The organism is Spectribacter acetivorans, assembly GCF_031846305.1.
Lineage (GTDB): Bacteria > Pseudomonadota > Gammaproteobacteria > Nevskiales > Salinisphaeraceae > Spectribacter > Spectribacter acetivorans.
This window is the reverse complement of record NZ_JAVRHY010000003.1, coordinates 214,305-227,086: the sequence shown is the minus strand read 5'-3', so window position 1 is coordinate 227,086 and position 12,782 is coordinate 214,305. Positions and strand designations below refer to the sequence as shown.

The window sequence follows — 12,782 nt, the reverse complement described above, 5'->3', positions numbered from 1 at the left end:
TGGGTGGGCGTTCCGGCTAGGCTACCATCCGGTCATTGAATCGCCCATGACGCACCATGTGCCGGATTGCCGCCTATCTGGGCCCCCCGCTGGGCCTGGCCGATTTCCTGCAGCGCCCGCCGCACAGCCTTTATCGCCAGTCCTGGGCCCCCCGGGAAATGCTCACGGCGACGGTGAATGCCGACGGCTGGGGTGTGGCCTGGCGCTGCGAGGACGGCCGTCCCGGCGTGTACCGCCATCCGCTGCCGATCTGGGCCGACATCAATCTCGACAGCCTGGGTCGTAGCCTGGTCAGCCGCGAGTGGGTGGGCAACGTCCGCAGCGCCACCACCGGCCTGGGCACCAGCGACGTCAACACCCAGCCCTTCGCCGCTGACAACTGGCTGTTCACCCACAACGGCTACATCGCCGATTTCGCCGCCGGACTGCGTCGGGAATTGCGCGCCGGCCTCTCGCCCGCCTTCGAGGCCGACATCCAGGGCAATACCGATTCCGAATACCTGTTCGCCTGGCTCCGTGAACAGCAGACCCAGCCGGCCGACGCCCTGCGACAAACCGTCGCCTGGCTGCGCACCCGTCTCGACGGCGATGACGACCGCGCCCTGCTCAACCTGCTGATCAGCGACGGCGAGATGCTGCACGCCACCCGCGCCGCCATCGGCGCCGACTGCCCCAGCCTGTACTTCCACCAGGCCCATCCGGATTTCGGCGACGGCTGCCTGATTGCCTCGGAGAACCTCGACGACCATCCCGGCTGGCAACCGGTGCCGCCGCAGCACCAGATCAGCCTTGCGCCCGGCCGCGCACCGACGGTCGAACCATGCTGACCCCGACGCGGGAACAACGGCTGGGTGAGCTGCGCGCCCAGTGCCGAACCATGCTGGTCAAGGCCGAACGCGACGGCATCTCGACCCGCGCCCAGCCCCATCCGGCGCTGAGCCCCCTGGCCTGGCACCTCGGCCACGTCTTCTTCGTCGAGACCTACTGGCTGCGCGAAGTACTGTTCGGCGACACCAAAGCCACCGCAGACTGGCAGGATCTGTACTTTCCCGAATTCTGTCCCAAGGACCAGCGCACGGCCCGGCTGCCGTCGACCGAGGCCATTCTCGACTGGACCCGAACGCTGGAGCACGACAACCACGCCTGGTGGGCGCAGGCGCATAGAAGCGGGCATCGTCTGATGGCGGACAATTACCTGCCGTATTTCCTGATCCAGCACTACGCCCAGCATCTGGAAACCATGACCATGGCCGACTATCAGGCGCGGGCGCAGGCCACGCCCGAAGGCGCGGTGTTACGCGACGCGGCCGATCCGACACCCGCGATGGTCGCGGTCGCGGGCGGCGAGTCCCCGGTCGGCACCGACAGCATCGCCGCCTACGACAACGAGCAGCCCGCCCATACGGTTTATCTCGCTGCCTTCCGCATCGCGCGCCACGCGGTGACCAACGCCCAGTGGCTGGCCTTCATGCAGGACGGCGGGTACCACCAGAATCGGCACTGGACCGCGGATGGTCTTGCATGGCGGGACCATGCCGGCACCGGTTGCCCCCAGCACTGGCGCCCGCATCCCGACGGCGGCTGGGTCAGCGCGAACCCGGCGGACCCCCTGTTGCCGGCGGCGCCGGTTCACGGGCTGTGTGCCCACGAGGCGGATGCCTTCGCCAGCTGGATGAACGCCCGGCTGCCACACGAACACGAATGGGAGACCGCCCGGCAGAGCGATCACCTGGCTGATGTCGCGCAGGTGTGGGAATGGAGCGCCAACCCGCTGTTTGCCTATCCGGGTTTCCGCAGCTTTCCCTACGAGGGCTACTCCACCCCCTGGTTCGACGGGGCCCACCGGGTGTTGCGCGGAGCCAGCCGCCATACCCGGCCCGACATTCACCGGCCTAGCTTCCGCAATTTCTACCCGGCCACCCACCGGCACGTATTCGCCGGTCTCAGGCTGACTATCTGACCTCGGCAGACGCCACCGAGGCCTCTATACTGCAGCGCGGGATGACCCGCAGCGGGCAACCGTTTCATTTCTGACAAACCTGAATGGATGCCGGATTTCATGACTTCCGCCGAGCCAGACGACGCACTCACCCCGCCGGACGACATCACCGAAACGGTGGCCACCGCCCTGGCCGAGGATATCGGCGACGGCGATCGCAATGCCGTAGTTGTCGACGAGGACCGCACCGCCACCGCCCGGGTGGTGGCGCGGGAGGCCTGCGTACTCGCCGGCGCGGCCTGGTTCGAGGCGGTGTTCACCCAGCTGGACGATCGCTGCCGGGTCACCTGGCATTACCGCGACGGCGATTCCCTGAAACCCGACACCATTCTCTGCGAAGTCCGCGGGCCGGCCCGTAGCCTGCTCACCGGCGAGCGTACAGCGCTGAATTTCCTGCAACTGCTGTCCGGCGTGGCCAGCGATACCCGGCGTTTCGTGGACCGCGTCAAGGGTACCCGGGTCCATATTCTGGATACCCGCAAGACCCTGCCCGGCCTGCGCAGCGCGCAGAAATACGCCGTGCGCTGCGGCGGCGGCATCAACCACCGCTTCGGACTGTTCGACGGCATCCTGATCAAGGAAAACCACATCGCCGCGGCCGGTTCGATTGCCGAGGCCGTCAGCCGCGCGCGGGAAGCCCATCCGGAACTGATGCTTCAGGTGGAGGTGGAAAATCTCAACGAGCTGGACGAAGCGCTGGCCGCCGATGCCGATTCGGTGCTGCTGGACAACTTCCCCAGCCACATCCTGTCGCGGGCGGTGAACAAGTGCCGCCGCCATCTGCTACCCAACCGGCGCAGCGTAATCTCCGAGGCCTCCGGCGATATCAGCCTGCGCAATATCCGCGACTACGCCGACACCGAGGTGGACCGCATCTCCATCGGCGGGCTGACCAAGAACGTCACCGCCACCGATTTCTCCATGCGGCTGCAGATGGACTGACTAGGTCGCCGATGCCAGCCGGTCGAACCCGGCCTTCAGGTCCGCGATCAAATCATCCGCCGATTCGAGCCCGGCATGCAGACGCAGCAGCGGACCCTCGTGGGTCCATTCGGTGGCGCTGCGGGCCCCGGTCAGATTGACCGGCAGCACCAGGCTTTCGAAGCCGCCCCAGGAAAAACCCATGCCGAAGAGTTCCAGCCCGTCCAGCATCGCGGTCAGAGCGTGGCGGGAACAGGGCTTCAACTGCACCCCGAACAGGCCGCAGGCAGCGCGGAAATCCCGCCGCCAGATGGCGTGGCCGGGGTCGCCGGGCAGCGGCGGGTAGAGCAATCCTTCCACCTCCGGGCGGCCGGCCAGCCAGTCGCATAGCCGCAATGCGTTGTCGGCGTGGCGGGCCAGGCGCACGTCCAGCGTGCGCAGGCCACGCAGTCCCAGATAGACGTCGTCGGGCCCGGCGCAATAGCCCATCTCGACCGCCGTGCGGCGCACGGTTGCATACCAGCTCTCGTTGGCCGTGACCGCCCCCAGCATGGCGTCGGCGTGGCCGACCACGTACTTGGTAGCCGCCTGGATGCTGATGTCCACCCCGTGCTCGAAAGCAGGGAAACCGATCGGCGTGGCCCAGGTGTTGTCGGCAATCACCGCCACATCGCGCGCCCGCGCCACCGCAGTCAGGGCGGGCACATCCGGCATCTCGAAGGTCAGCGAGCCCGGCGCCTCCAGCACCAGCGCCACGGTCTCCGGCCGCATCAACTCGGCCAGCGCCGCCGGGGTAATCCGCGGATCGAAGAAGCTGGTGGTCATGCCCAGGCGCGCCAGCATGCCGGCGCAGAGCTTGCGGGTGGGCAGATAGATATTGTCCGCCACCAGTAGATGCCCGCCCGCTTCTGCCACGCTCATCAGCGCCACGGTAATGGCGGCCAGTCCGGAGCAGGTGGTCACGCAACCGGCACCGCCCTCGAGTTCGGCCAGCAGCCCCTCGAGCTCGAAATGGATGGGGGTGCCGAAGCGTCCGTAATAGACCCCCTCGAACGGATTGGCGGCCGCCGACTCCAGCGCGTCGACGGTCGGGAAGATAACGGTGGACGCGTGATAAACGGGCGGATTGACCATGCCGTGCTGACGGCGCGGTTCGCGGCCGCCATGCACCAGGCGGGTGGGCTTGTCCATGACAATACTCTCCAGGCTGTCCACGCCGCAGGATACAGGCGGCGACGGGTTCGTCCGTATACTGCCGGGATGAGTCGACCCTGCCCAGACATGCCGTGGCGCCCCTTTCCGACACCCTGCTAAACGCCGCCGAAATTGCCCTGGCGACCCTGCCGCGACGCCCCTGCACCGACGCCGAACGGGCCGGGCTACGGGTGATCTCGCATCGCGGCGAGCGCGGCGATCCGGGGATTGCCGAAAACACCCTCGCCGCGTTCGCGCCGCTGCCGGATCACGGTGTCTGGGGCCTGGAATGCGACGTTCGCTGGACCCGGGACGGCGAGCCGATACTGATGCATGACCCCGATACCGCGCGGGTCTTCGCCACGCCGCTGCAGGTTGCCGATACCGATTTTCGCTGTCTTCGCCAGGCCTGCCCGGGGCTGACCCACCTGGATGAACTGATCGAGCGATTCGCCGGCCGGCTGCACCTGATGATCGAGCTCAAAACCGCGCCGCGGCCGGCGATCGACAAACCGCTCTCCGCGTCGCTGGGAGGCCTCGAGCCAGCCCGGGACTTCCACCTACTGTCGCTGGCGCCCGCCCTGTTCGATCACGCCGACGGCGTTCCGCCGTCCGCCTGGCTGCCGGTGGCCCGCACCAATGTCGCGGCCATCAGCCGCTTCGCCCTGACCCGGGGCTGTGCCGGCATGGCCGGCCCGTTCGCGCTGATCGGGCGCCGCCGGCTGGCGCATCATCACGCCAGCGGCCAGCGCGTCGGCGTGGGATTTCCCCGCCGCGCCGGGCTGGTGACAAGGGAAGCCATGCGCGGGGTGGACTGGTTGTTCACCAATCACGCCGTGGCCGTGGCGGGCATGCTGCGCCATGCCTGACACCGGCGTCAGGCGCTTTGCACCCGCCCCGGAATGACGCACAATGCGATAAGACTGCTTTCCAGAAACCGGAGTGACCATGTCCAGCACCGAACGACTCCTGCCGGCCCTGCTCGGCGCCTGTCTGCTGGCCGCGTGCGGCGGCGGGGGCAGTGGCGGGCCCAGTCTGGCCGGTCCCGGCCAGCCGGACGCCGGCGCCGGCGCCGGCACGGTGGATACCAGCAACGACCCGCCGCTGCGCACGGCGCAGGCCGATCTCGACGCGGCGTTGAACTGCACCCCGTTCGAGAATCCGGACAAGCCGCCGGTGCTGCTGATCCACGGCACCACCGTCACCGGCACCGAGCAGTACACCGCCTTTTATGCCCCGAAACTGGTCAGCCGCGGCTTCGACGTGTGCATCGTCACCTATCCCGACCGGGGCCTGATCGACCAGCAGATATCCGCGGAATACGTGGTCAACGCCCTGCGCCGCATTCATGGCGAAACCGGCCGCGAGGTGGCCATGATCGGGCACAGTCAGGGCGCCTCCATGCCCCGCTGGGCGCTGCGCTTCTTCCCCTCGGCCCGGGACGCGGTGGCCGATTTCGTGCTGATTGCCGGCCCCAATCACGGTACGACCGTGTCGCTGCCGGCCGCGCTGGGTGAGCAGCTGTTCGATCTGACGGGACTAGGCAGCCTGCCGATCGGGCTGGTCCCGGAGGCCATCTACCAGTTCGCGCCGGGCTCGGATTTCGTTGCCGCCGTGAACAGCGGCGACGAGACGCCCGGCGATGTCGATTACACCAGCGTCTACACGCTGTTTGACGAGCTGGTCCAACCCGCCGCGCCCGTACCCACGGCGGCGCTCGATTTCGACCAGGACAATCCGCGCGTGGCGAACATCCTGTTGCAGGACGTCTGCCCCGGACACCTGGCGGAGCATTTCAGCATCGGCACCACCGATACCCTGACCTTCGCGCTGGCACTGGACGCTATCAGCAATCCGGGGCCGGCCGATGTGACTCGCGCCGGCGGGGCGTCGGAACTGTGCGGGCTACTGCCGCTGGATCTTGCCGAACTGGCCATGCCGCAACGCGCGGCCGATCTGCTGACGATCGTGGCCAGCACGGTCGGCAACGGGCCGCCCGACCCGCATCTGGCGGCCGGCGAGCCGCCGCTGATGGATTACGCGCAGGCGGCCGTCGACTGACCCGCCGCGCCGGGGTCACGCATCCTGGCGTTGGAGAAAATCCAGCACCAGCGCATTGAAGCGGTCCGGCGAATCGATCGGCGTGGCATGACGGCTGTTGTCCACCACCGACAGTTCGCCGCGCGGCAGGGCGTCCACCGCGACCTGTTTCTCGGCCACCGGGGTGTAGTCATTGGCCGCGGCAACCATCAGCGCCGGACAGTCGATACGGCTAAGGCGATCCGTCACCGACCAGCCGGGCAGCGATCGCAGCGACCACAGGTACTCGCGCTTCCGGTTCGCGCCGTAACGCTGCACGAACGTCTCCCGGAGCTCGGCCTGATCGGCATCCGGAAACAGCCGGTCGCCAATCATCGCGGCCATGCGCGGCATGCCCAGGCATTGCACCACCGCCAGCCGCATGGCCACCTCCAGCAGCTTGCGCAGCGAGGTGATCGCGAAATCCGGCGGACAGTTGACCACCACCAGCGCGGTCGTGCGCTGCGGCTGGCTGGCTGCCATCTCGAAGGCGGTGGCCCCGCCCATGGACAGGCCGACCAGCCGTGCGGATTCGATATCGAGCGCGTCCAGCAACTGCCAGATGTCATCGGCGAAGCGGGAAATCCGGTACGGCCCCCGTGGCTTGTCGCTGTCACCGGAGCCGCGCAGATCGGGGACGATCACCCGGTAATGCTCGGCGAAGGCCGGAATCTGGTACTCCCAGTCGGCGCCGCTGGAACCCAGGCCGTGCAGCAGGACCAGCGGCTCGCCCTGCCCGGCCTCGCGGTAGTGCAGCCGCACGCCGTCGGCGAGTGTCACCGACGGCATGTCAGGGCCGCCCGTCCGCGGGCGCCAGTTCGCAGAAGCAGTGTGCGTAAAACCCGCGCGGGTCGGTCAGCCCGTGACGCAGCCAGTCGAAGGCCGGGTCCGTCGGGAGCCGCGTGATCCAGTCCGGCAGGAAACCCATACCCGCCCGGGATGACAGCAACTGACGCATCAGCGCCTGCCAGTTGCTCGGCGGGCGGATGGGTTTCAGACCGTAGTCACCCGGCTGCAGGCCGGCGAGTTCGGCGGTCGCGGTCAGGGCCTGGTCGAACCCGCCCAGCGAGTCCACCAGCCCGATGCGCTGGGCGTCGGCGCCGCTCCAGACGCGGCCCTGGGCGATCTCGTCCACCGCCGTCTTCTGCATGTCCCGGGCCTCGGCCACACGGCCGATGAACTGGTCGTAGGTATGCTCGATGCCGCTCTGGATGATGCGCTTGACCATCGGGCTGAGCGGTCGGTCCCCCCGCAGGGCCCCGGACAGCGGCGTGGTACCAACGCCATCCGTGTGAATGCCGAGCTCGGCCAGCGGCTTGCCGTAGGTGGGGATGATGCCGAACACGCCGATCGAACCGGTGATGGTGGCCGGCTGGGCCCAGATCTGGTCCGCATTCATGCTGATCCAGTAGCCGCCTGAAGCCGCCGTACCCGCCATCGACACCACCACCGGTTTGCCGGCCTCGCGGGTTAGCGCCACCTCGCGCCGAATCCGCTCCGAGGCGTAGACCGACCCGCCCGGGCTGTTCACCCGCAGCAACAGGGCGGCCACCGAGTCGTCGCGTCGGGCGTCGGCCACCAGCTTGGCCACGGTCTCGCCGCCAGCGGCCCCGCGCATGCTCTCGCCGTCCACGATCGGACCCTCCACCACCACCAGGCCGATGCGGTTCTCGGTACGCGGTTCGGGCTGGGCCGATTCGGTGGCACTCAGATACTGGAAGTGGTTTATCTGACGGAAACTGCCGTGATCGTCGTCGGCACCCACGATCTCGCGCATGGCGTCGCGGGTGGCCTCGAGCGAGGCGATCTCGTCCACCAGGCCGGCGGCCTGGGCCATGGCCGCGGCATCGCCGCCGGACTCGGCGAGATTGCTGTCGAACTTCGCGACATAGCCTTCGATATCAGACGATGTCAGCTCGCGGACGCCGGTGATCTCGTCCAGATACACGTCCCACAGCGACTCCAGCCAGGCCCGGTTCGCGGCCCGGGCCGGCGGCGACATGTCGTTACGCAGGAACGGCTCCACGAAGGACTTGTACTCGCCCACGCGGAACACGTTGATATCCACGCCCAGCTTGTCGAGGCCTTCCGCGAAATACTTGCGGTAAACCGCATAGCCCTCGACGAACACATAGCCCATCGGGTCCAGATAAACGTGATCGGCGTGGGCGGCCAGCTCGTACTGGGCCTGGTTGTAGCTCGGCGACCAGGCCACCACCCGCTTGCCGGATTCACGGAAACGGTCGATGGCGTCGGTCAGGTCCTGCAGCTGGCCGGCGCTGGCCGCGCCGAGTTGGTCGAGCTTGAGAAAGGCCAGCGCGATACGGTCATCCTCGGCAGCCCGGTCGAGCGCCTCCACCAGGTCCCGGACCACCGTCTGCGGCTCGGGACCGCTGAGCAGATCACGCACCAGGGCATCCGGCGCGGGCATGTCGCTCTGCTCGATCAGATCGCCGGTGGGCGCCCAGACCAGGGCGACATTGTCCTCGACCGTGACCCCGCTGCCTCCGAAGAACAACAGATAGGCCGACACCGGCGCCGCCAGCAGGAAAACCAGAATGAGCAGTGCGTAGATGCCGGCGGCAACCCGCCAGATCAGGCGGAAGAAACCGCCGAGGATGCCTTGTCGCTTGGCCAAGTCGATCACCGTTGGGAATGCAGCCGTTATGGTACGCCAAGGCTCTCGGGCCGCCCAAGCCACCCGGGCGGATGCGGCTCTAGTAGAATCATCGTCATCAATGCTGCCGCCCACGGCGACGGCTCCGTTTCCCAATCTGCAGACCCGACCATGAATGACACCACGGCGGACACGCCCCACCACAAGCTGATCATCCTGGGCTCGGGCCCGGCCGGGTACACCGCGGCCGTCTATGCGGCCCGCGCGAACCTCGACCCGGTACTCATTACCGGCATCGAACAGGGCGGTCAGCTGATGACGACCACCGATGTCGACAACTGGCCCGGGGATGTCGAGGGCCTGCAGGGCCCGGACCTGATGTCACGCATGCTGGCGCATGCCGAGCGCTTCGACACCCGCGTGCTGTTCGACCACATCAACGCGGTGGATTTCAGCCAGCGCCCGCTGCGCCTGACTGGCGACCGCGGCGGGTATACCTGCGATGCCCTGATCATCGCCACCGGCGCCACCGCCAAGTACCTGGGTCTGCCCTCCGAGGAAGCCTTTGCCGGCAAGGGCGTATCGGCCTGCGCGACCTGCGACGGCTTCTTCTACAAGAATCGCAACGTGGCGGTGATCGGCGGCGGCAATACCGCGGTGGAGGAAGCGCTGTACCTGTCCAACATCGCGGCGAAAGTCACCGTGGTGCACCGGCGCGATCAGTTCCGCTCGGAGAAGATTCTGGCCGACAAGCTGCGCGACAAGGCCGAGAACGGCAACGTCGAGATCATCTGGAACCACGTTCTCGATGAAATCCTGGGCGACGACATGGGCGTCAACGGCGCCCGCATCAAGTCGGTGGCCGACGACACGCCCCGCCAGCTGGATGTCGACGGCGTGTTCATCGCCATCGGGCACAAGCCCAACACCGACATCTTTACCGGCCAGCTGGACATGGAAGGCGGCTATATCCAGGTCAACAGCGGAACCCGGGGCAACCACACCGCCACCAGCGTGCCGGGCGTGTTCGCCGCCGGCGACGTGATGGATCACGTCTACCGCCAGGCCATCACCTCCGCCGGCACCGGCTGCATGGCCGCGCTGGATGCCGAGAAGTATCTCGACCAGCTGGCCGAGGAAACCGCCGGCACCGCTGCCGCCGCAGCGTCCTGATAGGCCGATGCGTCATACGCGACAGCCAGCGTTCGTCCTGATTGCCGCGACGGCACTGCTGGCCGCCTGCGCCTTCCGGCTGCCGGGTACCAGTGCGGTCGACCCGACACTGTCCGAGGCCCGCAAGACGGTGGTGACCAGCGCCACGGCCCAGATCAGCGCGCCGTATCGCTATGGCGGTACCGACCGCAAGGGCTTCGGCAACGCCGGCCTGATGCATTTCGCCTACGCCGCGGCCGGCATCGGGATCCCGACCCGCACGCCGGGCCAGCTACGCGCGGGCAAGCCGATCGCGTTCGACGAGGCGCTGCCGGGCGATCTGCTGTTCTATCGACTGAGTGGCGACGACGCCGATCCGCATGTCGGCATGTTCATCGGCTCGGGCGAGATGGTGCACGCCAGCGTCGATCGCGACGAGGTAGCGCTGGCCACGGTGGACAACGCCTTCTGGCGGAAACGCCTGGCCGCGGTCATCCGCATCCTGCCCTGACCCGACGCCCACGAAAAAGGCGCCCCGGAGGGCGCCTTGTCGCCGGCAATGCCGAACGCGGATTCCGATCGATTCAGAGCTTCTCGCGGATACGGGCGGACTTGCCGCTGCGCTCGCGCAGGAAGTAGAGCTTGGCGCGACGCACGTCACCCCGGCGCTTGACCTTGATCTCCGCCAGCTGCGGGGAGAAGGTCTGGAACACGCGTTCCACACCTTCGCCGTGCGACACCTTGCGCACGGTGAACGCCGAATTCAGGCCGCGGTTGCGCATGGCGATGACCACGCCGTCGAAGGCCTGCAACCGCTCGCGGTCGCCTTCCTTGACGCGCACCTGCACGCTCACTTCGTCGCCGGGCCCGAATGCCGGGATCTGCTTGCCCTGCTGCTGTTCTGCCTCGAGTTCCCGGATGATATCGCTCATTGTTCGCTGGCCTGTCGCTGTAAGGGTCGGCTGAGAAAGCCGCGCATTGTACCTGAAATTCCGGCGATGTACCGCCACCGATCGGGAATTTTCACTGGCCGGTGCCGGTTTCCGCCACGAACTCCGCCAGCAGCGCCCGTTGCTCATCGCTAAGCGTCAGCGAATCGAGCAGATCGGGACGGTGCAGCCAGGTTCGACCCAGGGCCTGTTTCAGCCGCCAGCGACGGATGGCGGCATGATCACCGGACAACAGCACCGGCGGCACCGGTTCATCGCCGCCCTCGCCCGGGGGCCGGGTGTAATGGGGATGATCCAGCAACCCGCGGGCGAATGAATCATCCGCGGCCGATTCGTCGTCGCCCAGCGCGCCCGGCAACAGCCGGATCACGGCATCCAGTACCAGCATTGCCGGCAGTTCGCCGCCCGACACCACGAAGTCGCCCAGCGATATCTCCGCATCGATGTCGGTATCCAGCACCCGCTGGTCAATGCCCTCGTAGCGGCCACAGACCAGCACCAGATGCGGGGCCTGCGCCAGCCGGCGGGCCCAGGCATCGCTGAAACGCTCGCCCTGAGGCGTGAGCGCCAGCACCGGACCACAGTCATCGCGTGATTCGCGGATATCGGACAGCGTCTCGCGCAGCGGGGCGACCTGCATCACCATGCCGGGGCCGCCACCATAGGCGCGGTCGTCCACGCGACCCTGGCGGTTGCCGGCCCGGTCACGGGGATTCCAGGTCCGCAGCCGGGCCAGACCCCGTTGCGTCGCACGTCCGGTCACCCCGTGACGCTCGACCTCGCGGATCAGTTCGGGAAACAGGGTAACGACGTCGATGTCCACGGCGGGCTCAGAATTCCGGGTCCCAGTCCACCACGATACGTCCCTCGCCGGTATCGACGGAATCGACCACCGGGCCCCGCACGAAGGGAATCAGGCGTTGCCGGCCGTTTTCCACCACCAGCACCGGATGTTCGCCGGTATCCATCAGGCCGTCGACACGACCCAGGTCCACCCCGTCGCGGGTAACGACCCGGCAGCCGAGCAGATCCGCCCAGTAGACCTGGTCGTCGGGCAATGACGGGAGTGCTTCGCGCGCTACCCGGACGTCGAGTCCGACCAGTGCGGCGGCGACGTCGCGATCCTCGATCGGGGGGGCATCGTCCGCCGCCAGCTGGACCACGAGGCCGCGGCCCTGCTTGCGGTGATGGCACACGCGCATGGGCGACGCGTTGTCGCCGAGATACCAGAGGGCGTAGTCGAAGATCGCGGCGGGTGGCTCGGTGTACGAATACACCTTGAGCCACCCGCGAACGCCGAACAGGCCGCTGATGCGGCCCAGCAGGACCGTGTCGGTCCCGCTCGACACGACAGACTACTTCTGCTCGTCCGACTCGCTGCCGGCGTCTTCGGCCGGTGCTTCGTCGGCGGCCGGTGCCGCGTCTTCCGCCGGGGCGGCTTCTTCGGCCGGCGCAGCGCCCTCTGCGGGAGTCGATTCCTCGGCCGGTGCCGCTTCCTCTGCAGGCGCGGCTTCCTCGGTGGCTTCCGCCTTGGGCGCCACCGGCTTGGGCTTCGGCTTGCTCTTGGGCGGTGCCGCGCGGGACGGTGCCTCTTCGATGCCGTTCTTGTCGAAGTGCTTGATCAGGTGGGTGACACGCTCGGAGGCCACCGCACCCTGGCCGCGCCAGTAGTCGATGCGATCGCGATCAAGCTTGAGCGGTGTCTCACCGCCGATCGCAATCGGGTTGAAGAAACCCAGACGCTCGATGTAGCGACCGTCGCGCTGATTGCGCTTGTCGGTCACGACAATGTGATAGAACGGGCGCTTCTTGGCGCCGCCGCGGGCAAGCCGAATCCTGACCATATGCTTTCCGGTAATTGATTGCCATT

At 67.6% G+C, this 12,782-nt stretch carries 14 protein-coding genes; 7 read left to right on the top strand and 7 right to left on the bottom strand.

What is annotated here, in order from left to right:
* Window positions 1-56 precede the first annotated feature (56 nt).
* The 3 genes from egtC to nadC all read left to right on the top strand — a co-directional run bounded on the left by egtC (window position 57) and on the right by nadC (window position 2,941).
* Complete coding sequence (gene egtC / locus RM531_RS04880; protein WP_311657702.1) at window positions 57-827, top strand: ergothioneine biosynthesis protein EgtC; 771 nt, start codon at window positions 57-59, stop codon at window positions 825-827.
* Complete coding sequence (locus tag RM531_RS04875) at window positions 821-1,960, top strand: SUMF1/EgtB/PvdO family nonheme iron enzyme (protein ID WP_311657701.1); 1,140 nt, start codon at window positions 821-823, stop codon at window positions 1,958-1,960. Before egtC ends, RM531_RS04875 begins: the two co-directional genes overlap by 7 nt.
* A 99-nt stretch (window positions 1,961-2,059) precedes the next feature.
* Complete coding sequence (gene nadC / locus RM531_RS04870; protein WP_311657700.1) at window positions 2,060-2,941, top strand: carboxylating nicotinate-nucleotide diphosphorylase; 882 nt, start codon at window positions 2,060-2,062, stop codon at window positions 2,939-2,941.
* Here nadC and metC read toward each other — a convergent pair whose 3' ends face one another.
* Complete coding sequence (metC, locus tag RM531_RS04865; protein WP_311657698.1) at window positions 2,942-4,111, bottom strand: cystathionine beta-lyase; 1,170 nt, start codon at window positions 4,109-4,111, stop codon at window positions 2,942-2,944.
* Window positions 4,112-4,206: 95 nt separating this feature from the next.
* Between metC and RM531_RS04860 the strand changes: the two genes are divergently transcribed.
* Window positions 4,207-4,983 carry a glycerophosphodiester phosphodiesterase gene (locus RM531_RS04860; protein WP_311657697.1) on the top strand — a complete coding sequence of 259 codons (777 nt, stop codon included), beginning with the start codon at window positions 4,207-4,209 and terminating at the stop codon, window positions 4,981-4,983.
* Between the two features lie 79 nt (window positions 4,984-5,062).
* A complete protein-coding gene (locus RM531_RS04855; RefSeq protein ID WP_311657695.1) occupies window positions 5,063-6,175 on the top strand; it encodes an esterase/lipase family protein in 1,113 nt (370 codons plus the stop codon).
* A gap of 15 nt (window positions 6,176-6,190) precedes the next feature.
* Here RM531_RS04855 and RM531_RS04850 read toward each other — a convergent pair whose 3' ends face one another.
* The gene (locus RM531_RS04850; RefSeq protein WP_311657693.1) at window positions 6,191-6,982 is read right to left on the bottom strand and encodes an alpha/beta fold hydrolase; all 792 of its coding nucleotides are present in this window, start codon (window positions 6,980-6,982) and stop codon (window positions 6,191-6,193) included.
* A gap of 1 nt (window position 6,983) precedes the next feature.
* Window positions 6,984-8,831, bottom strand: a complete 1,848-nt coding sequence (gene sppA, locus RM531_RS04845; protein WP_311657692.1) for a signal peptide peptidase SppA — start codon at window positions 8,829-8,831, stop codon at window positions 6,984-6,986.
* A gap of 150 nt (window positions 8,832-8,981) precedes the next feature.
* On the opposite strand from sppA, the gene trxB reads away from it, so the two are divergent.
* Complete coding sequence (gene trxB / locus RM531_RS04840) at window positions 8,982-9,983, top strand: thioredoxin-disulfide reductase (RefSeq protein ID WP_311657691.1); 1,002 nt, start codon at window positions 8,982-8,984, stop codon at window positions 9,981-9,983.
* Between the two features lie 7 nt (window positions 9,984-9,990).
* Window positions 9,991-10,473 (top strand): C40 family peptidase, encoded by a 483-nt coding sequence (locus tag RM531_RS04835; RefSeq protein WP_311657690.1) that lies wholly within the window; start codon window positions 9,991-9,993, stop codon window positions 10,471-10,473.
* A gap of 73 nt (window positions 10,474-10,546) precedes the next feature.
* Here RM531_RS04835 and rplS read toward each other — a convergent pair whose 3' ends face one another.
* From rplS to rpsP, 4 genes are all read right to left on the bottom strand, one after another.
* Entirely contained in the window at window positions 10,547-10,894 is a 348-nt protein-coding gene (gene rplS, locus RM531_RS04830) for a 50S ribosomal protein L19 (RefSeq protein WP_311657688.1), read from the bottom strand.
* Window positions 10,895-10,985: 91 nt separating this feature from the next.
* Window positions 10,986-11,735: a tRNA (guanosine(37)-N1)-methyltransferase TrmD gene (gene trmD, locus RM531_RS04825; RefSeq protein WP_311657687.1), complete on the bottom strand. Its 750-nt coding sequence runs from the start codon at window positions 11,733-11,735 to the stop codon at window positions 10,986-10,988.
* 7 nt (window positions 11,736-11,742) lie between these two features.
* Entirely contained in the window at window positions 11,743-12,261 is a 519-nt protein-coding gene (gene rimM, locus RM531_RS04820; RefSeq protein WP_311657686.1) for a ribosome maturation factor RimM, read from the bottom strand.
* Between the two features lie 6 nt (window positions 12,262-12,267).
* Window positions 12,268-12,756 carry a 30S ribosomal protein S16 gene (rpsP, locus tag RM531_RS16070; RefSeq protein WP_349255391.1) on the bottom strand — a complete coding sequence of 163 codons (489 nt, stop codon included), beginning with the start codon at window positions 12,754-12,756 and terminating at the stop codon, window positions 12,268-12,270.
* Between the last annotated feature and the right edge of the window lie 26 nt (window positions 12,757-12,782).